This is a genomic window from Limnohabitans sp. (genome assembly GCF_046052765.1).
GTDB lineage: Bacteria > Pseudomonadota > Gammaproteobacteria > Burkholderiales > Burkholderiaceae_C > Limnohabitans.
In genome coordinates this window covers 1-18,483 of sequence record NZ_JAVLFQ010000033.1, presented here as the reverse complement: position 1 = coordinate 18,483, position 18,483 = coordinate 1, and the positions used below count along the sequence as shown (strand labels likewise).

The 18,483-nt window shown below is 50.3% G+C and carries 19 protein-coding genes; 13 read left to right on the top strand and 6 right to left on the bottom strand.

Going from position 1 to position 18,483, the window contains the following annotated elements; translation table 11 throughout:
* The first annotated feature begins 17 nt into the window (after positions 1-17).
* From AC9UG7_RS04140 to AC9UG7_RS04115, 6 genes are all read left to right on the top strand, one after another.
* Complete coding sequence (locus AC9UG7_RS04140; protein WP_509584557.1) at positions 18-2,027, top strand: TonB-dependent receptor; 2,010 nt, start codon at positions 18-20, stop codon at positions 2,025-2,027.
* A gap of 9 nt (positions 2,028-2,036) precedes the next feature.
* Positions 2,037-2,831, top strand: a complete 795-nt coding sequence (locus tag AC9UG7_RS04135) for an ABC transporter substrate-binding protein (RefSeq protein ID WP_509584554.1) — start codon at positions 2,037-2,039, stop codon at positions 2,829-2,831.
* The gene (locus tag AC9UG7_RS04130) at positions 2,824-3,687 is read left to right on the top strand and encodes an ABC transporter substrate-binding protein (RefSeq protein WP_509584551.1); all 864 of its coding nucleotides are present in this window, start codon (positions 2,824-2,826) and stop codon (positions 3,685-3,687) included. The genes AC9UG7_RS04135 and AC9UG7_RS04130 overlap by 8 nt, the downstream gene beginning before the upstream one ends.
* Entirely contained in the window at positions 3,684-4,700 is a 1,017-nt protein-coding gene (locus AC9UG7_RS04125; protein ID WP_509584548.1) for a FecCD family ABC transporter permease, read from the top strand. Before AC9UG7_RS04130 ends, AC9UG7_RS04125 begins: the two co-directional genes overlap by 4 nt.
* Positions 4,701-4,724: 24 nt before the next feature.
* Complete coding sequence (locus AC9UG7_RS04120) at positions 4,725-5,459, top strand: ABC transporter ATP-binding protein (protein WP_509584545.1); 735 nt, start codon at positions 4,725-4,727, stop codon at positions 5,457-5,459.
* Positions 5,460-5,557: 98 nt separating this feature from the next.
* On the top strand, positions 5,558-5,791 hold the full coding sequence (locus AC9UG7_RS04115) for a DUF2783 domain-containing protein (protein WP_509584543.1): 234 nt from the start codon (positions 5,558-5,560) through the stop codon (positions 5,789-5,791).
* An 18-nt stretch (positions 5,792-5,809) separates the two neighbouring features.
* On the opposite strand, the gene nth is transcribed toward AC9UG7_RS04115, so the two are convergent.
* Positions 5,810-6,448 (bottom strand): endonuclease III, encoded by a 639-nt coding sequence (nth, locus tag AC9UG7_RS04110; protein WP_509584540.1) that lies wholly within the window; start codon positions 6,446-6,448, stop codon positions 5,810-5,812.
* Between the two features lie 38 nt (positions 6,449-6,486).
* On the opposite strand from nth, the gene AC9UG7_RS04105 reads away from it, so the two are divergent.
* Positions 6,487-7,692 (top strand): aminotransferase-like domain-containing protein, encoded by a 1,206-nt coding sequence (locus AC9UG7_RS04105; protein WP_509584537.1) that lies wholly within the window; start codon positions 6,487-6,489, stop codon positions 7,690-7,692.
* Positions 7,693-7,774: 82 nt separating this feature from the next.
* On the opposite strand, the gene gcvH is transcribed toward AC9UG7_RS04105, so the two are convergent.
* Positions 7,775-8,137 (bottom strand): glycine cleavage system protein GcvH, encoded by a 363-nt coding sequence (gcvH, locus tag AC9UG7_RS04100; protein WP_509584534.1) that lies wholly within the window; start codon positions 8,135-8,137, stop codon positions 7,775-7,777.
* Between the two features lie 2 nt (positions 8,138-8,139).
* Positions 8,140-9,825 carry an electron transfer flavoprotein-ubiquinone oxidoreductase gene (locus AC9UG7_RS04095; protein WP_509584531.1) on the bottom strand — a complete coding sequence of 562 codons (1,686 nt, stop codon included), beginning with the start codon at positions 9,823-9,825 and terminating at the stop codon, positions 8,140-8,142.
* Between the two features lie 145 nt (positions 9,826-9,970).
* On the opposite strand from AC9UG7_RS04095, the gene AC9UG7_RS04090 reads away from it, so the two are divergent.
* The 3 genes from AC9UG7_RS04090 to AC9UG7_RS04080 all read left to right on the top strand — a co-directional run bounded on the left by AC9UG7_RS04090 (position 9,971) and on the right by AC9UG7_RS04080 (position 11,933).
* The gene (locus tag AC9UG7_RS04090) at positions 9,971-10,753 is read left to right on the top strand and encodes an SDR family oxidoreductase (protein WP_509584528.1); all 783 of its coding nucleotides are present in this window, start codon (positions 9,971-9,973) and stop codon (positions 10,751-10,753) included.
* Positions 10,750-11,169 (top strand): acyl-CoA thioesterase, encoded by a 420-nt coding sequence (locus tag AC9UG7_RS04085; protein ID WP_509584525.1) that lies wholly within the window; start codon positions 10,750-10,752, stop codon positions 11,167-11,169. The genes AC9UG7_RS04090 and AC9UG7_RS04085 overlap by 4 nt, the downstream gene beginning before the upstream one ends.
* 119 nt (positions 11,170-11,288) lie before the next feature.
* The gene (locus AC9UG7_RS04080; RefSeq protein ID WP_509584522.1) at positions 11,289-11,933 is read left to right on the top strand and encodes a TetR/AcrR family transcriptional regulator; all 645 of its coding nucleotides are present in this window, start codon (positions 11,289-11,291) and stop codon (positions 11,931-11,933) included.
* Positions 11,934-11,936: 3 nt separating this feature from the next.
* Here the strand turns inward: AC9UG7_RS04080 and AC9UG7_RS04075 are convergent, their stop codons facing one another.
* Positions 11,937-12,509 carry a peroxidase-related enzyme gene (locus tag AC9UG7_RS04075; RefSeq protein ID WP_509584519.1) on the bottom strand — a complete coding sequence of 191 codons (573 nt, stop codon included), beginning with the start codon at positions 12,507-12,509 and terminating at the stop codon, positions 11,937-11,939.
* 94 nt (positions 12,510-12,603) lie between these two features.
* On the opposite strand from AC9UG7_RS04075, the gene AC9UG7_RS04070 reads away from it, so the two are divergent.
* Positions 12,604-13,311 carry a CoA transferase subunit A gene (locus tag AC9UG7_RS04070; protein WP_509584516.1) on the top strand — a complete coding sequence of 236 codons (708 nt, stop codon included), beginning with the start codon at positions 12,604-12,606 and terminating at the stop codon, positions 13,309-13,311.
* 2 nt (positions 13,312-13,313) lie between these two features.
* The gene (locus tag AC9UG7_RS04065) at positions 13,314-13,952 is read left to right on the top strand and encodes a 3-oxoacid CoA-transferase subunit B (protein WP_509584513.1); all 639 of its coding nucleotides are present in this window, start codon (positions 13,314-13,316) and stop codon (positions 13,950-13,952) included.
* 67 nt (positions 13,953-14,019) lie between these two features.
* Here AC9UG7_RS04065 and AC9UG7_RS04060 read toward each other — a convergent pair whose 3' ends face one another.
* Together AC9UG7_RS04060 and AC9UG7_RS04055 are read right to left on the bottom strand one after the other, a co-directional pair.
* Positions 14,020-14,379, bottom strand: a complete 360-nt coding sequence (locus AC9UG7_RS04060; protein WP_509584510.1) for a hypothetical protein — start codon at positions 14,377-14,379, stop codon at positions 14,020-14,022.
* A 19-nt stretch (positions 14,380-14,398) separates the two neighbouring features.
* Complete coding sequence (locus tag AC9UG7_RS04055) at positions 14,399-15,880, bottom strand: NAD-dependent succinate-semialdehyde dehydrogenase (protein WP_509584507.1); 1,482 nt, start codon at positions 15,878-15,880, stop codon at positions 14,399-14,401.
* Between the two features lie 217 nt (positions 15,881-16,097).
* Between AC9UG7_RS04055 and alaS the strand changes: the two genes are divergently transcribed.
* Positions 16,098-18,483 (top strand): alanine--tRNA ligase (alaS, locus tag AC9UG7_RS04050; RefSeq protein ID WP_509584617.1); only part of this gene is annotated, 2,386 nt, incomplete at its 3' end.

The following is an 18,483-nucleotide window of genomic DNA, read 5'->3' as shown; positions in this document are numbered from 1 at the left end:
CTTGGCTGGTCATTTTCATGAAAAAAACTCTTCTTTGGGGTTGCTGTTTGAGCATTCCAATTTGTGTCTTTACATTTGCATCCGCTGCAGAACCAGAAACTCCAACATTGGCACCTTTTGTAGTGACTGCGACGAAATACCCAGATGATCCTTTGAAAATCTCATCTTTCACAACGGTACTTACAGCAGAAGAAATTAAGAATTCCGGTGCAAGAAACGTCAATGAAGCAATCATGCGCCTAGGCGGCATTATTGGGCGTTCAAGCTTGTATGGAGGAAATGAATTCACCATGGATTTGGGTGGTTTTGGGGAAGCTGCTGCATCTAATATGGTTTATGTGATCGATGGGGTGGTTTTCAAGCATGGAGATGCAAGTGAAATCCGAATTGGCAACATTTCACTGGATGAGGTTGAAAGAGTTGAAATTCAAAGAGGTGGTTCAACTGTGTTGTATGGTGAGGGTGCTGTGGGCGGAGTGATCAACATAGTGACGCGCGCTTCAGGACTGTCTACAACAGCACAAAACACAGGAAAACTAGAGGCTGGTTTTGGCAGTTATGGCAACAGGGAAATAAAGACAAATGTCAACTATGGAAAAAATGGCGTGAATTTATTTGCCTCAGGTGCCAAGTCTCAAGCAAATGGTTTTAGAAGCAACTCAGCAAGTCATTCCGATAACGCTAGCCTGGGACTGCAATTGGTTGGAGACAAATCAAGAGTTGGTGTAAACATTTCAAACAGCAATGAATTTGCACAAACGCCTGGCTCGCTAACAGTCAGCGAGTATCAGGCAAACCGAAATCAAGCAGATGCGACCAATCAATCGCTGCATACATTGATAGATTCCAATTCAAAACACTACGGCTTCTTTGCTGAAACAGATTTAGCTGGACATACATGGCGAACCGATATCAAGCGCAGAGATAGAGACTATTATTTTTTAGAAAGCAATAGCGGTGCAGCAAGCACTGCTACATTTGATACTCAAAATTACACATACGCAACTACCATAAGTAACAAATTACCAACCCAATGGGGTAAGTTCAATTATTTGATCGGATTGGAAAAAAACCATTGGACCCAATCAAGAGATACTTCTGACTTTGGTATTTATAACAACAGTGCAGACAGTAAATCTGTTTTTTTTAAAAATGATGTTGACATCACAAGTCTCGAGACCAGGTTAAGTGCAGGACATCGAACCGAATCAATGGATAAACAATCCATAGGTTACAAATCCAATCCAGATGAATATTATCAAACGCGAAAGAGCATGCATGCATCTGAAATTGCAGCTACAAAGCAAATTTATTCAAATCAATCTTTTTGGGTGAAATGGTCTAAAAATTACCGATTACCAAATATTGATGAGTTTTCAAATGCCTACAACGATTCTTACGACTTCGTAACTCTGCTGCCTCAAACTTCGACGGATAAAGAAATCGGATGGCATTTGCTTCAAGGAGCAGCACAGGCGGACGTTAGATTATTTCAAAGTAATTTACAAAATGAAATTGCCTACGATGCTTCGGCCTCGGCCAAATATGGATCTAATGTCAATTTAGATCCGACCAAAAGGCAAGGCATTGAATCGAGATTCAAGCAGGAAATATCTAAAGAAATTGATATTGGCGGATTTGCCTCCTACCGAAAATCCAACTTTGTTTCTGGTAACTATGCGGGTAAAAATATCCCGCTTGCGCCACAAAATCTTTACAGTTTAAGAGCCAATTGGCGATTTGTTCCCAATCAAAGTCTGGGTTTAAACATCAACTACACAGGTAAGCAGCAAATTGGAAGTGATTTTTCAAATTTGAATGCAATTCCCTCGTTCACGGTTACTGACCTCCTTTATAAATATGTATCTCCACAGTGGGAAATGCAATTGGCAGTGAAAAATGTTTTCGATAAAAGTTACTATTCATATGCTACCGATGCGTACGAATCCCAAACTACAAGATACACGGCCATCTATCCCGACATGAGGCGTAATTTTTTTGTGAATTTCAAATATTTTTTAAAGTAATTAAATTCCATGCTACCCCAACGCATCATTTGCCTGACCGAGGAAACCACCGAGTGGTTGTATCTGCTCGGCCAGTCGCATCGCATTGCGGGCATATCGGGTTACACGGTGCGCCCCAAAATCGCACGCACAGAAAAGCCTAAGGTATCTGCATTCACCAGCGCAAAGATTGACAAGATATTGGCGCTGCAACCAGACTGTGTGTTCGGGTTTTCTGATTTGCAAGCTGACATTGCGGCTCAATTGATTCGACACGGCGTACAGGTGACAGTGTTTAACCAGCGAAGTGTGGATGAGATTTTTTCCATGCTCTACCAAGTGGCCGCCATGGTGGGTGAAGCAGAACAGGGCATGCAACTTATTCAACAGATGCAAGCGCATTTGCAAGCTATTCAAGAAACTGCCAAAGCAATGCCGCGCCGCCCGCGTGTGTATTTTGAAGAGTGGGATGAACCGCCTATCAGCGCCATCCGCTGGGTGTCTGAACTCATTCATATCGCTGGCGGGGACGATTGTTTTCCCGAGCTTGCTAAAGAGTCGCTTGGTAAAAACCGCATCATTGCCGACCCCATGGAGATTGTCAGAAGACAACCCGACATCATCATCGGTTCATGGTGCGGCAAAAAATTTCGCTCATCACTTGTGGCTGCGCGTGATGGTTGGCAAGATGTGCCTGCAGTTAAAAACGAACAACTGTTTGAAATCAAATCTGCTGACATACTGCAACCCGGCCCTGCGGCTTTGACAGACGGTGTGAATCAATTGCACCGCATCATCACAGATTGGGCCAAGCGCTATGCCTAAGCTGATGCTGTTGTTGCTCATGGCGGTGCAAAGCGCAGTTGCAGTCACGGTAGTTGATGACCGCCAAGTCAAGGTAGACCTCAGTCAACCACCGCAGCGCATCGTTACGTTATTGCCTTCATTGGCTGAAACTGTCTGCGAATTGGGGGCTTGTCAGTTGCTGGTGGGAACTGATAACCACGCCGACTGGCCTGTATCCGTCAAAGCCTTGCCCAAGCTTGGCGGACTCTACGATACGTCCATTGAAGCTATTGTCAGACTTAAACCTGATGTGGTGCTGGCGGGTAAATCAACGCGTGTGATTCAAAGACTGGAGTCACTAGGTATCAAGGTCGTAGCTTTGGAGCCGCTGTCAATGGCAGATGTGCAGCGCAGTATGCGAACCATAGCGCTTTTATTGCAAATGCCTCATGCAGAAGAAACTGCTGATCGTTTATGGCGTAAAAATATGCAGGCCATTGCGCTAGCTGCCAAAAAAATTCCTACCTCTGTGCAGGGAACGGGTTTTTATTTTGAAGCCAGCACCGGCGGTTACGCAGCTTCTGAGTCCTCTTTCATCGGCGGCATCATGCTGCAACTTGGTTTGCGAAATATTGTCACTGCTAACAAGGGTGCTTTTCCGCAAGTCAACCCTGAGTTTGTGGTGCGCTCCAATCCGCAATGGATATTTCTGGCTGAACCGATGGCACAAGCCTTGGATAAAAGGCCTGGTTGGTCTGCAATACAAGCTGTCAAAAATGCACACGTTTGTGCATTTAGCCCCTCACAGGGACATATTTTGGTACGTCCAGGTCCGCGTATGGGTGAGGCCGCAGAAATTTTGGTCTCTTGCATAGAAACAATGACTAAGCCATGAACTATTCACAGACAAAAACTTTTCGATTGACTGTCATATTGCTGCTGGCAACACTGGTTTTGTGGATGCTTGGATTGACGGCAGGAAGCGCAGGGTTTGAAACGGGTTTGGGTTGGACAGACTTGATCGTGCAACAGATTCGACTTCCGAGAACACTTGGCGCTTGGCTGGCGGGTGCATTGCTGGGTTTGTCTGGCGCTTTGGCGCAATCGTTGTTTAGAAATCCGTTGGCTGACCCTTATTTATTGGGCAGTGCATCTGGCGCTGCATTAGGTGTAGCGCTGGTATTGACGCTGGGGTCTTGGGCAGGATTTCAACTGACGTTGGACGTGCAATGGGTAGGTCCATGGGTATGGCGATTGGGTTTGACTGGAGCAGCATTCTTAGGCGCTTGGATCGCAGTGTTATTCACGCTGTTGCTTGCGCGTGGCGCCAGACACACTTTGCGCTTGCTATTGGCTGGTGTCGTGGTGGGTGTGGTGCTGGGCGCGTTGACTTCTTTATTGAGTGCTACGCAACCCCAATTGCTGCCTGCGATGCAATCCTTTTTGTTGGGCAGCACCAGCATGGTCAACGGTTCAGCTTGTGTGCTCATGGGCGTCATGTTGTTGCTGTGTTGGTTGCTTGCATGGCGTCTGAGTCCTGTGCTGGATGCTTTGGTGTTGGGTGAGGATACGGCGCACAGTTTGGGTCTCCCTGTCGCTCCCTTGCGTCTGTTGTTGTTGGCAGTCATGGCCTTGTGCACAGCGACTGCAGTGGCGCAAACCGGTTTGATTGCGTTTGTCGGACTGGTAGCGCCGCAATTGGTGCGCTCTCAATTGCGCGTGCGTTTTGCAACTTCCTCGTTGCTGTCTGCATTGACTGGCGGCGTGCTTCTGTGTGCGGCAGATATTTTTGCAAGAACCTTGCTTGCCCCTCAGGAATTGCCGGTAGGAATCTTGACTGCTGTACTAGGTGGCGGCTATTTGATGTGGCGTTTGCGCTCGTACCAACTTCTTCATGAAGGGGGCTGAATGAAGGTTTTGCGGACACAACATGTGAATGCTTGGTATGGTAATCATCATGTACTCAAGCAAATCGACGTCTCCGTTGAACAGGGCACATGGACGTGTGTGGTCGGACCGAATGGCGCTGGTAAAACAATGCTGCTCAAAGTGCTTGCCGGTTTATTTCCATTTGAAGGTGAAGTCTGGCTCAACGGGCAGTCTTTGTGTACATACCCCCTGAGCGAGCGTGCCAAACAGCTGGCTTGGTTATCTCAACACGACACTGCGGTTGATGATTTGACAGTGCAAGATGTGGTGATGTTGGGACGTTTGCCATACCAATCATGGTGGGGCTCTGCCTCACCATCAGATCGTGACATTGTTGAGGAATGTTTGCTCACGCAACATATCTCGCAATGGCGTGAACGAAGCCTGTCCACCTTGTCTGGCGGTGAAAGACAACGGGTGTTGCTCGCCCGAATGTTGGCTGTGCAAGCTCCATTGATGCTGATGGATGAACCCATCGCCAATGTCGATATTCAACATCAATCGAAATGGTTTCATGCGGTCCGAGAAACTACCCGTCAAGGCAATACGGTAGTGAGTGTGTTGCATGATTTGAATTTGGCTCTGCGTGCAGACCAAGTGATCGTCATGCAAGACGGGCGTGTGGTCTTGCAATCGACGACGGACGATCCGCAATTGCATCAGTGCTTGCAACAGACGTTTGAGCAGCGCTTGCGCTTTCATCGATTGGCTGACCGATGGGTGGTAGTGCCGGACTAAGCGCCGCCTTGAGGGTAGATGCAATCAAGCATAGTCTGATGTCTTAGTAAGTCTCAAAATTTGCTAAGCTGTGACCAGCAACGCATTGGATACCAGTGATGTCAGATTTAAATACACAGCCCAATTTTCACGACAGTCAATCCTCCGCGCGAGGCGACTTCGAACCCGGCGATGCTTTTTACGAAGCATTGATGAAGGCTCACGAAGGTTTGAACGAATCTCAAAGCCAGTTATTGAACGCCCGTTTGATATTGGTGTTGGCCAACCATATTGGCCATACCGAGGTACTTAAACAAGCCATCAAACTTGCACGTAATCATCTGGATGATTGACACCTGACAGCGACTGTTTCAGTCCCGCAAAGTTTTTGGCTTGAAATCGCACCATGCGGACACTTGGCATTGCCAGCACTGCGGTTTGCGTGCCTGGCACACATAACGTCCTAGCAATATCAACCAATGGTGTGCATCCACCAGATACGCTGTTGGAATGCGTTTGAGTAACCCCATTTCAACTTCATAAGGCGTTTCGCCCGGCGCCAACCCCGTGCGGTTACCGACCCTGAAAATATGCGTGTCCACTGCCATGGTGGCTTCGCCAAAAGCCACATTCAACACCACGTTGGCGGTCTTGCGACCGACACCGGGCAAGGCTTCTAGGGCTTCGCGGGTGCGCGGCACTTCGCCGCCGTGTTGTTTCAATAAGATGTCACAGGTTTGCATCAAGTGCTTGGCTTTGCTGCGAAACAAACCTATGGTTTGAATGTAAGACTCCAGCTTGGGCAGGCCTAAGTCCAAAATAGCTTGCGGTGTGTTGGCCACGGCAAACAAGCGTCGCGTGGCTTTGTTCACGCTCACATCTGTGGCTTGAGCGCTTAGCAAAACTGCCGCGAGCAATTCGAACACGCTGGTATATTCCAATTCAGTATTCGGCTGTGGATTGGCCGCTTTCAGCGTGGCAAAAAACCGTTCGATGTGCTCTTTTTTCATCATTCACTTTATTCGGGGCAAGACCCGATTATCTTCACATGCAATTTGCCCAACGTCTTGACAAGGTCGAAACCTCGGCCATACGTGAACTCTTTAAGTTGCTAGGCAAGCCCGGCATCATCAGTTTTGCCGGTGGCTTTCCCGACAGCGCCATGTTTGATGTGCAAGGCATTCGCGAAGCCAGCGAACGCGCTTTGCGCGATGAACCGGGCGCCGCTTTGCAATACGGTGCCACTGAGGGCTATAACCCTTTGCGCGAACAACTCGCGACCTTCATGCAATCCAAAGGTGTGACCGGTTTGCAAGCCGATGAATTGATTGTCACCACTGGCAGTCAGCAGGCGTTGGATTTGGTGGGTAAAACATTGCTCGATCCGCAAGACACGGTGTTGGTGGAGTCGCCCACATTTTTAGCCACTATTCAGTGTTTCCGTTTGTACGGCCCCACTGTCATGGGAGTACCCGTCGATGAGGATGGCGTGGATGTGGACGCCTTAGAGCAAATGATTCAACAGCACCGCCCTAAGCTTGTCTACCTCGTGCCGACCTTTGGTAACCCCAGCGGCGCCATGACTTCTTTGCCGCGGCGCTTGCGCGTGCTTGAGTTGGCAGTGAAATACCAAACCGTGGTGGTTGAAGACGACCCGTATGGCGATTTGTATTTCGCCGATGCACCACCACCATCTTTGCTGGCGCTCAGTGCGCAAGTGCCGGGCAGCCGCGATTGGCTGGTGTATTGCGGATCGCTGAGTAAAGTTTTATCACCTGGCTTGCGCATTGGTTGGATGGTGGCACCGCCAGACTTGCTGGCGCGAGCCACCATGTGCAAGCAATTCAGTGACGCACACACTTCCACATTCGCGCAAGCCACGGCTGCGCAGTATTTGCAAGCCGGGCGCATGCCGACCACTTTGCAGAATGTTCGCCAGGTTTACGCAGGGCGCGCCCACGCCATGTGCGAGGCCTTGCAACAGCATTTGGGCGAGGGATTGTCATTTCACAAACCGATGGGTGGCTTGTTTGTCTGGGCCAAACTCACCGGCCACACACGACTTACAACGGACGGCAATATGTTGGCTCAACGTGCGATTGAAAAGGGTGTGGCTTTCGTACCTGGAGCCCCATTTTTTGCCAACAACCCTGATACAAGCACCATCCGTTTGAGTTTTGCGACTGCGGATGAAAGCAAAATTGCTGAAGGAATTGAGCGCTTGGGGCAGGCTTTGCGCGAAACGTCTGCGTAATCAGGTGCGAGGTGTCTGTTGATCAAAGATAAAAAAGCCTGTTTACACAAGCCACCTTTTCATGGCGACAGACTGGAATCGCCTAGCTTATCAATGCCTGATAAGCGGCCGCATCCATCAAGCCGTCCAATTCTGCAGGGTTGCTGAGACTGACTTGGTAAAACCAGCCTGCACCCTCAGGGTCGGAGTTAGCCAAAGAGGGGTCGGCACGCAAATCTTCATTGACAGCCAATACCGTGGCCGAAACAGGCATGTGCACATCGGCTGCGGCTTTAACAGATTCAACCACGCCGGCTACACCGGCCTGCGCGAATGACTTGCCAATCTCTGCCAGATCGACAAACACGATGTCGCCCAAGGTGTCTTGCGCGTGAACGGTAATGCCGACAAACACCCTATCGCCTTCAACCCGAACCCAAGTGTGTTCTGCGTGGTATTTGTTCATGGTTACATGCCTGCATAGTTAGGGCCGCCACCGCCTTCTGGCGTCACCCACACAATATTTTGTGTGGGATCTTTGATGTCACAGGTTTTGCAGTGCACACAGTTTTGTGCGTTGATTTGCAAGCGGTCCGCGCCATCGTCTGATTTCACATATTCATACACGCCTGCCGGACAATAACGACCTTCCGGTCCATCGTATTGGCTCAAGTTGAAGGCAACAGGAACGCTCTCATCTTTAAGCGTTAAGTGGGCGGGTTGGTTTTCTTCGTGATTGGTATTACTGATGAATACGCTGGAGAGTTTGTCAAAAGACAATACGCCATCGGGTTTGGGATAGGCAATACGCTTGCTTTGCGCCGCTTGCGCTAAAGACTGGTGATCTGCTTTGAAGTTATGCGTAGTCCACGGTGGGGTGTCGATACCGATTTTAGGTAAGAACCATTGCTCGATACCCGTCATCAGCGTGCCAACGAGCTTGCCTTTTTTGAACCAGTTTTTGAAATTGCGGGTCTGGTGCAGTTCGGTGTGAAGCCAGCTTTTTTCAAATGCCTCGGGGTAGGCAGTTAATTTGTCGAACGAGCGCCCGGCTTGCAAGGCATCAAACGCTGCACTCGCGGCCAGCATGCCGGATTTGATGGCGGCATGGCTGCCTTTGATACGCGCTGCATTTAAAAAGCCTGCGTCGCAGCCCAGTAATGCGCCACCGTCAAACACCAAATCGGGCAGGGCTTGCGGTGTGCCGTTGTTGATGGCGCGTGCGCCGTAGCCCAAACGCTTGCCACCTTTTAGATGTTTGGCAATCGATGGATGCGTTTTCCAGCGTTGCATTTCATCAAATGGGCTCATGTAAGGGTTGCGGTAATCAAGACCCAGCACAAAGCCCAGAGTTACTTTGTTGTCTTCCAAGTGATAGAGAAAACCACCGCCAAAACTGTTGTCTTCAATAGGCCAACCAGAGGTATGTACCACCAAGCCGGGTTTGGCCAAAGCAGGGTCAACTTCCCAGAGTTCCTTGATGCCAATGGCAAAGGTTTGCGTGTCTTTGCCCTTGTTCAGACCGAAGTTTTGTATCAGTTGTTTGCCTAAATGGCCGCGTGCGCCTTCGGCAAACAAAGTGTATTTGGCTTTCAACTCCATGCCGAGCTGAAAATTGTCTGTAGGTAAGCCGTCTTTTCCCAGACCCACATGTCCGGTTGCGACACCAGTGACTGCACCGGCTTGGTTGTAAAGAACTTCGGCTGCTGCAAACCCAGGAAAAATTTCGACACCCAGATGTTCCGCTTGTTGCGCCATCCACTTGACCACGTTGCTGAGAGACACAACGTAGCAACCATCGTTGTGAAAGTTGCGCGGCATCAACCAAGCGGGCGTACGGGTATGGCCTTTTTCAGACAAGACCCACAATTCATCTGCGCTGACCGATTGGTTCAGTGGCGCTCCCATTTCTTTCCAGTCAGGGAACAGTTCATTCATGGCCTGCGGATCCATCACTGCACCGGAGAGAATGTGTGCGCCAGGCTCTGAACCTTTCTCTAGCACCACTACCGATACCTCTTTGGATTGAGCCGCCGCAAGTTGCTTGATATGAATGGCCGCTGCAAGTCCGCCAGGGCCGCCACCCACCACGACCACGTCATAGTCCATGGTCTCGCGCGGGCCGAATTGCTCAATGAGGGAGGTAGGTGTCATGGTGCTGGTCAGGGTATGTCAACAGAGCGACAGATTCTATGCGTTGTAGATCCATCGGGTTAGTGATAATGCAAACCTGAGGTTAAGAAATTCTTCGGGCCTTACAGAGCCCATTCAGTTCCCTGCTTTTAATTTGGAGATTCTCATGTCCTACAGCCTTGATTTATCTGGTCGTGTTGCTTTGATCACTGGCGCCTCCAGTGGTTTGGGTGCGCAATTTGCCCGTACCTTGGCATCTGCAGGAGCTGCGGTTGTGTTGGCCAGCAGACGGGTTGAGATGCTCAAGTCTTTGCGGGCAGATATCGAAGCTGAAGGTGGAGACGCGCATGTGGTTAGCCTGGATGTGACCAGCCGCAAGAGCATAGACGCAGCAGTTTCATTTGCGGAAAAGGAAGTCGGTCAGATTGATATTCTTGTCAATAATTCTGGTGTCAGTAACACCCAGCGCTTGGTTGATGTGACCGAGCAGGATTTTGATTTCATTTTTGACACCAATGTCAGAGGTGCATTTTTTGTAGCGCAAGCTGTAGGTGCACGCATGCTAGCGCGTGCAAAAGGCCTAGAGCAAGGCAGCTTTGCTGGTGGTCGCATCATCAATATTGCTTCTATGGCCGCCATGCGCGTATTGCCGCAAATCGGGGTGTATTGCATGAGTAAATCTGCCGTGGTGCAAATGACCAAGGCCATGGCTTTGGAGTGGGGCAAACACGGCATCAATGTGAACGCCATTTGCCCCGGGTATATCGATACTGAAATTAACCATCACCATTGGCAAACCGAACAAGGCCAAAAACTGGTCAATATGCTGCCGCGTAAACGTGTAGGCCATCCCAAGGATCTTGACGCTTTGCTTGTCATGTTGGCCAGCCCACAAAGTGATTTCATCAACGGCGCTGTGATCGCCGCAGATGATGGCTTTGGCATATGAGGATAGAGATTCCTGAAAAGAAAAAATGGGTCTACGAAAAAGTCATTCCCATTCGTTGGGGTGACATGGATGCCATGGGGCATTTGAACAACGCCAGTTATTTTCGCTACCTAGAAACTGTACGCATCGATTGGTTAACTCAGTTGGGGTGCTCACCCTTGCCCACGGGTCAAGGGCCAGTCATCATCAATGCTTTTTGTAGTTTTTACAAACAATTGGAGTATCCGGGTGATGTGCTCGTCAAGATGTATGCGAGCGACCCTGGCAAAACAAGTTTTGAATCATGGGCGACCATGGAACGCGTAGACATGCCTGGCGTGGTTCACGCGGCAGGTGGAGCCACAACCGTCTGGGTTGACTTTCCAGCGCAAAAGTCAGTGCCGCTGCCGGATTGGCTTCGTCGACTTATTGAATAAAAATCAAGCCACGAAAAAATGATGGAGATAAATTTAATAACAATATAGTAGCTAAATATTTTTAAATACCATCCTAAATAATTAATTTAGGTATAAGATTGTTTATCAACAGTCTACTGATGCAATCACCCTTAGCCATGCGTAAGCAACCCGTTCAAAAAAGAGCTCAACTCACCATTGAAGCTATTTTTCAGGCTACAGCCCAACTGGTCGAGCGAGAAGGCATGGCCCATCTGACCACCAACAAGATTGCGCTCAAAGCGGGCTTTTCAGTGGGTACGCTTTATCAATATTTCTCCAGCAAGGATGAAATCTTCAGGGCATTGGTTCAATTCTCCAGAGAACAGGTATTGAAAGAATTGAGCAGTTACATGTACCGTATCGAAACCAAAACCGATAAGCAATACAGAGATCCAGAAGATTTTTTCAAACACTACATAGCAATTTGTTGCAAAGGTTTTGCTTTTGGTGATGAAGATCTTCGCTGTGTTCACCGACTGTGCTGGATGGTTGAGACGCCGGAAGAGTGCATCGCCACTTTAAATCTCATGATCGAAAGATTGCATTCATGCCTGAACTACATCAAGCACCCCTATTTTTCTAAAATGTCTGGAATGAGATGTTACGTGTTGAATAGATCCCTCATGGGATGTTTACGAAGTGCATCACTGGAAAAGATGAGTTTGGAAAATGCCAAAGAGTTTGAGGATGCATTGTTGGAAATGACTTTGGGTCAACTGCAACAGTCCTTGTCAACTCATTGACGCTTATTTCACTTTGGGTACACGTCCCATGAGATAAAACTCTGGATTCGGAAGCATGCCTGAAAAATTGGCAATGCGGTTGGACATGCCAAAAAACGCAGTGATGGAAGCAATATCCCAGATATCTTCATCGTTGAAACCATGCGCATGCAACATTGAAAAATCTGTTTCATTGATTTCATGGCTGTGCAGGCAAACTTTCATCGCGAAGTCCAGCATGGCACGCTGTCGTTCTGAAATATCAGCTTTGCGGTAATTGATGGCGACTTGGTCAGCAACCAGCGGTTTTTTTTCATAAATTCGCAAAATCGCACCGTGAGCAACCACGCAATACAGACAGTGATTGGCGGAACTGGTGGTGGTGACAATCATTTCGCGATCACCTTTGCTCAGGCCTGAGTCTTCTCGCAGCATCAGCGCATCGTGATAGGCAAAAAATGCTCTCCATTCAGCAGGACGTCTGGCCAATGACAGGAAAACTTGAGGTACAAAACCGGCTTTTTCCTGAACTTCCAATATCTTCTCGCGTATGTCTTGCGGTAGGTTGTTGATATCAACTGGCGGGTAATGTTTCATGATGATTCCTAGGTGGGCGAATGGTGCAAATCGATTTCGTTCATTCGAAAAATCATGCAACGTAGAATGCAAAACTTGACTGGGAGAAATGCGATTGAACAAAGTGTACCCAAGTGCTGCTGCGGCACTCAAAGATATGGTGAAAGACAACCAAATGCTGGCCGTTGGCGGTTTTGGTTTGTGCGGAATTCCTGAGGCTTTGATCGATGCTTTACGCGACAGCGGCGTCAAAAACTTGACGGTGATTTCGAACAACGCTGGCGTCGATGATTTCGGTTTAGGCAAATTGCTCGCTACGCGTCAAATCAAAAAAATGATTTCTTCTTATGTCGGTGAGAACAAGGAGTTTGAACGCCAATACTTGGCTGGCGAACTCGAATTGGATTTCACACCGCAAGGCACATTGGCTGAAAAATTGCGTGCTGGTGGTGCCGGTATTCCCGCTTTTTTCACCAAAACCGGTGTGGGTACCATGGTGGCAGACGGAAAAGAATTGCGTGAATTTGATGGAGAAACTTACGTCATGGAACGCGCCTTGTTACCCGATGTGTCTTTGGTCAAAGCGCATACCGCCGACAAGGCTGGTAATTTGCAATTCCGATTGACTGCGCGGAACTTCAATCCAGCCGTCGCTATGGCTGGAAAATTGTGTGTGGTCGAAGTAGAGCATGTCGTAGAAATCGGTGAGTTGCAACCAGATGATATTCATTTGCCTGGCATTTATGTGCATCGCATCGTGCACAACCCGCATCCCGAAAAACGCATTGAAAAACGCACCATCACCGAGAAAGCAGGAGTCTGACCATGCCTTGGACCCAAGACCAGATGGCGGCACGTGCCGCCCATGAATTGCAAGACGGTTTTTATGTGAATCTCGGCATAGGCATTCCTACCTTGGTGGCCAACCACGTTCCCTCCCACATGGAAGTCTGGCTTCAATCAGAAAACGGCATGTTGGGCATTGGACCTTTTCCGACAGAAGAGCACGTGGATGCCGATTTGATCAATGCTGGCAAACAAACTGTGACAACATTGGCTGGAACTTCCATATTCGGCAGTCACGACAGCTTTGCCATGATCCGTGGCGGAAAAATCAATTTATCCATACTGGGTGCTATGCAAGTCAGTGCTTCAGGCGACCTGGCCAATTGGATGATCCCTGGCAAGATGGTTAAAGGCATGGGCGGAGCCATGGATTTGGTGGCTGGCGTCAAGAGAGTCATCATATTGATGGAACATGTGGCCCGTCGAAAAGACGGCGGTGAGGATTTGAAAATACTGCCCGCCTGTACCTTGCCGTTAACAGGCGTTGGCGTGGTTGATCGCATCATCACCGACTTGGGCGTGATGGATGTCACACCGCAAGGATTGAAGTTGGTCGAACTCGCTGATGGCGTGACCAGGGACTTCATCCAAAGTAAAACCGGCGTCCCCTTGATGTGATTGGGAAGTGCGGTCTAGTAGGCAAAAAACACCTTGATCAGGTGTTTTTGTGTATGCAGTTGATCAATTAATTCGTCATCACGCTGGCTTGTCCGATAAAGCTTCCCAAGGTGTTGAAGTAGTCGTAAGCCTGATCGGTCGGTCGCAAAAACTTGGTGCGTCTGTTACCCGCTTCATAAGCTGAGTAAATCATGCCGGATTCCCGTAACACATCCAGTTTGCGGTGGATGGTGGCGGGTGAGGCAATGCTGCTCATGGACATCGCGTCTGACACCGTTAAGGTTCTGCCCTCAAAATGTCTGACTGCAATCAATTCAAGCAAGCGCTTGGCATCCAGCTCCAGTGATGGCAATTCACCTTTTTCCTCAATGGCATGGATGTGTCCTAAAAATCTCAAATAAATGTGTTGGTTTGAAGTTTGCGTCATAAAAAAGAAGCATTTTTGATTAGGTTTTTAATATATCACCAATACAAATATATTTCATCTCTAAATATTCATTCATGCCGTGGCGTGACCCCTCCCGACCCAAGCCTGACTGCTTCATGCCGCCAAAAGGCACATGTTCAGTCGCCAAAATACCCACATTGACACCGACCATGCCGTATTCCAGCGCTTCACTGACCCGGTAAATACGACCGATGTCACGCGTGTAAAAGTAACTGGCCAGGCCGAACTCGGTGTTGTTGGCGGCGGCTATGGCTTCTTGCTCGGTTTCAAATTTGAACACTGGCGCGAACGGACCGAAGGTTTCTTCGGTGGCGCACAGCATGTCGGCGCTAGCGTCTGCGACCAGCGTAGGTTCGAAAAACTGACCATGCAAGGCGTTTCCTCCCGTCAATACGCGCGCGCCTTTGGCCAATGCGTCAGCCACGTGTGATTTGACTTTTTGCAAAGCCGCGTCTTCAATCAGTGGTCCTTGTGACACCCCATCTTCAAACCCGTTACCGACTTTCAAGGTTTTGACCTTGGCAGTGAATTTCTCTACAAATTCTTCATACACCCCAGACTGCACATAAAAGCGGTTCGAGCAAACACAGGTTTGGCCAGCGTTGCGGTATTTGCTGAGCATGGCGCCATCAACTGCTGAGTCGATATCGGCGTCATTGAACACGATGAACGGGGCATTACCGCCGAGTTCCAGCGCCAATTTTTTAATGCTAGGTGCAGACTGCGCCATCAAAATACGACCGACTTCGGTGGAGCCAGTGAAGCTGATGTGGCGTATTGCGTCGCTGGCGCAAAACACCTTACCGATGGCAATGCTGTTGCTGCTGTCGGCACATAACATGTTCAACACACCAGCGGGAATACCGGCGCGAACCGCCAGTTCAGCCGCAGCCAGCGCTGTCAAAGGGGTCAGCTCGGCTGGTTTGATAACCACTGGACAACCAGCGGCCAGCGCAGGTGCGACTTTGCGGGTAATCATGGCCAGCGGAAAATTCCAGGGCGTGATGGCCGCGCAAACGCCGATGGGTTGGTTGAGCACCAGCAAACGGCGGTTATTGTCAAATTGAGGCAGTGTTTCGCCATTAACGCGTTTGGCTTCTTCGGCGTACCACTCGACAAAACTCGCGCCATAAGCGATTTCACCCTTGGCTTCGGCGTAAGGCTTGCCTTGTTCGGCGGTAAGTATGCGTGCCAAATCGTCGGTGTTGGCCATCAGCAAGTCAAACCATTTGCGCAAAATTTGACTGCGCTCCTTGGCGGTTTTGTGACGCCATGCTGGCCATGCTGCATCAGCCGCAGCAATCGCTTTTTCTGCGTCTGTAGGTCCCAAGTTCGCCACATCCGCCAGCTTCAGGCCGGTGCTAGGGTCGTTGACATCAAAACGGCTACTGCCTGCGACCCATTCGCCGTTGATCAGTGCATCGGTTTTGAGCAAGGAGGGGTCTTTGAGCAAGGCAAGCGGAGAGGTTTTCATGTCCATGGGGTGACTTTCTGGGGTTTCGGGGGCGAAGGTGGCTGAGCGGAAATTATGCCCCTGAGAGGCCGCCTCACTCAAAGGCAAGGCCAATGACGGTCTTGTGCCCGACAGACAAAAGTTGAAAACCTATAATTCGGTTTCATTCGCCAAAGCTATGGCGCCTGTGGTTTGCGCTGCGCTGACTGCCCTGAATTACCGCTTTATTGACGACTCCATCACTATGAATGCAAGCACCTCTTCTCTGCCTAAACTGTCGGTGGCCGACATACGCAAAACCTTTTTGGATTTTTTTGCTGATAAAGGGCATACCGTCGTCGCCTCCAGCCCATTGGTGCCGGGTAACGACCCGACCCTGATGTTCACCAACTCGGGCATGGTGCAGTTCAAAGCTGTGTTTCTGGGCGAGGACAAGCGCTCGTATGTACGCGCGGCCTCGGTGCAAGCTTGTTTACGCGCGGGCGGCAAACACAATGATTTGGAAAATGTCGGCTATACCGCTAGGCACCACACATTTTTCGAGATGCTGGGTAACTGGAGTTTCGGCGATTACTTCAAACGCGACAGTTTGAAATGGGGCTGGGAATTGTTGACACAGGTGTACAAACTGCCGCCTGAGCGCCTGATGGTGACGGTGTATATCGACGATGACGAGGCCTACGACATCTGGCACAAAGACATCGGTTTGCCTGCCGACCGCATCGTGCGTATCGGTGACAACAAGGGCAAAAAATACGCCTCAGACAATTTTTGGATGATGGCCGACACTGGCCCTTGCGGTCCTTGCTCTGAAATTTTTTACGACCACGGTGCGCATATTCCCGGCGGCCCGCCCGGCAGCCCGGACGAAGACGGCGACCGTTTCATTGAAATCTGGAACCATGTGTTCATGCAGTTCGATATGCAGCCCGACGGCAGCCTGCACAAATTGCCCGCGCCTTGCGTCGACACCGGCATGGGCTTGGAGCGTTTGGCCGCCATCTTGCAACACGTGCACAGCAACTACGAGATCGATATTTTTGATGCGCTGATCAAAGCCGCTTCGCGTGAAACCGGTTGCGCTGATTTGCACAACAACTCATTGCGCGTGATCGCAGACCACATACGCGCGACCGCGTTTTTGGTGAGCGACGGCGTGATCCCCGGCAGCGAAGGCCGCGGTTATGTGCAGCGACGCATCATTCGCCGCGCCATTCGCCATGGCTACAAGCTCGGGCAAAAGAAACCGTTTTTCCACAAACTCGTGCCCGACTTGGTCGCGCTCATGGGCGAGGCGTATCCGAATTTGGCGGCGCAGGCCGACAAAATCACAGCCGTATTGAAAACCGAGGAAGAGCGGTTTTATGAGACGCTCGCAACCGGCATGGAAATTCTGGACGCCAGTTTGCCGCAAGGTGCGCGTGTGCTTTCAGGTGAGGTGGCTTTCAAATTGCACGACACCTACGGCTTTCCGCTGGACTTGACCAACGATGTCTGCCGAGAGCGTGGCTGGACTGTAGACGAAGCCGGTTTCCAAGCCGCCATGGAAAAACAAAAATCCCAAGCGCGCGCAGCAGGTAAATTCAAAATGGACAGGGCGCTGGAATACAGCGGTGTCAGCAACGAATTTGTCGGCTACGAACACTTAAGCGCCGAAGCCAAAGTCACGGCCTTGTATGTCGATGGTGTGTCGGTGAAAGAAATGCAAGCCGGACAAGCCGGTGTGGTGGTGTTGGACCACACACCGTTTTACGCCGAGAGCGGCGGCCAGGTCGGCGACCAAGGGCATATCAGCGGCGGCAGCGCGGTGTTTGAAGTGGAAGACACGCTGAAAATCAAAGCCGATGTGTTCGGTCACCACGGTCAATTGGCCAAGGGCAGTTTGAAAGTTGGCGACAGCGTGGAAGCGCGGGTGGACACAGCGCTGCGCGCCGCCACGGTGCGCAACCACTCGGCCACGCATTTGATGCACAAAGCTTTGCGCGAAGTGCTGGGCGCACATGTGCAGCAAAAAGGCAGTTTGGTGAACAACGAGCGCACCCGCTTCGACTTCGCGCACACCGGGCCGATCACCGACGAGCAAATCCGCGAGATTGAACACAAGGTGAACGCCGAGATATTGGCCAACGCCGACACGCAAGCGCGGGTCATGGACATTGAGGCCGCGCAAAAAACCGGCGCCATGATGTTGTTCGGCGAAAAATATGGCGACACGGTGCGCGTGCTCGACATAGGCAGCAGCCGCGAGTTGTGCGGCGGCACGCATGTGCACAGCACTGGCGACATAGGCTTGTTCAAAGTGGTGGCGCAAAGCGGCGTGGCCGCAGGCGTGCGCCGCATTGAGGCCGTCACTGGCGAACACGCGTTGGCCTATGTGCAGCAGATGGAAGATACGGTCAATCAGGCTTGCGCTGCGCTCAAAGCCACACCGGCTGAACTCAATCAGCGGCTGGCGCAATTGCTGGAGCAAATGCGCAGTCTGGAAAAAGACATGGGCGCGTTGAAAGGCAAATTGGCTTCATCGCAAGGCGATGATTTGCTGGCGAAAGCGGTCGATGTCAAAGGCGTGAAATTGCTGGCAGCGTTGCTGCCCGGTGCAGATGCCAAAGCTTTGCGCGACACCTTGGACC

Excerpts from the sequence above, each read along its gene's own strand:
- AC9UG7_RS04115 (WP_509584543.1), top strand. The coding sequence starts at position 5,558 with ATGTCAGATTTAAATACACAGCCCAATTTTCACGACAGTCAATCCTCC.
- gcvH (WP_509584534.1), bottom strand. The coding sequence starts at position 8,137 with ATGAACAAATACCACGCAGAACACACTTGGGTTCGGGTTGAAGGCGAT.
- AC9UG7_RS04130 (WP_509584551.1), top strand. The coding sequence starts at position 2,824 with ATGCCTAAGCTGATGCTGTTGTTGCTCATGGCGGTGCAAAGCGCAGTT.
- AC9UG7_RS04105 (WP_509584537.1), top strand. The coding sequence starts at position 6,487 with ATGCAATTTGCCCAACGTCTTGACAAGGTCGAAACCTCGGCCATACGT.
- AC9UG7_RS04135 (WP_509584554.1), top strand. The coding sequence starts at position 2,037 with ATGCTACCCCAACGCATCATTTGCCTGACCGAGGAAACCACCGAGTGG.
- AC9UG7_RS04125 (WP_509584548.1), top strand. The coding sequence starts at position 3,684 with ATGAACTATTCACAGACAAAAACTTTTCGATTGACTGTCATATTGCTG.
- AC9UG7_RS04060 (WP_509584510.1), bottom strand. The coding sequence starts at position 14,379 with ATGACGCAAACTTCAAACCAACACATTTATTTGAGATTTTTAGGACAC.
- AC9UG7_RS04065 (WP_509584513.1), top strand. The coding sequence starts at position 13,314 with ATGCCTTGGACCCAAGACCAGATGGCGGCACGTGCCGCCCATGAATTG.
- AC9UG7_RS04090 (WP_509584528.1), top strand. The coding sequence starts at position 9,971 with ATGTCCTACAGCCTTGATTTATCTGGTCGTGTTGCTTTGATCACTGGC.
- AC9UG7_RS04140 (WP_509584557.1), top strand. The coding sequence starts at position 18 with ATGAAAAAAACTCTTCTTTGGGGTTGCTGTTTGAGCATTCCAATTTGT.
- AC9UG7_RS04055 (WP_509584507.1), bottom strand. The coding sequence starts at position 15,880 with ATGGACATGAAAACCTCTCCGCTTGCCTTGCTCAAAGACCCCTCCTTG.
- AC9UG7_RS04075 (WP_509584519.1), bottom strand. The coding sequence starts at position 12,509 with ATGAAACATTACCCGCCAGTTGATATCAACAACCTACCGCAAGACATA.
- AC9UG7_RS04095 (WP_509584531.1), bottom strand. The coding sequence starts at position 9,825 with ATGACACCTACCTCCCTCATTGAGCAATTCGGCCCGCGCGAGACCATG.
- AC9UG7_RS04080 (WP_509584522.1), top strand. The coding sequence starts at position 11,289 with ATGCAATCACCCTTAGCCATGCGTAAGCAACCCGTTCAAAAAAGAGCT.
- AC9UG7_RS04085 (WP_509584525.1), top strand. The coding sequence starts at position 10,750 with ATGAGGATAGAGATTCCTGAAAAGAAAAAATGGGTCTACGAAAAAGTC.
- nth (WP_509584540.1), bottom strand. The coding sequence starts at position 6,448 with ATGAAAAAAGAGCACATCGAACGGTTTTTTGCCACGCTGAAAGCGGCC.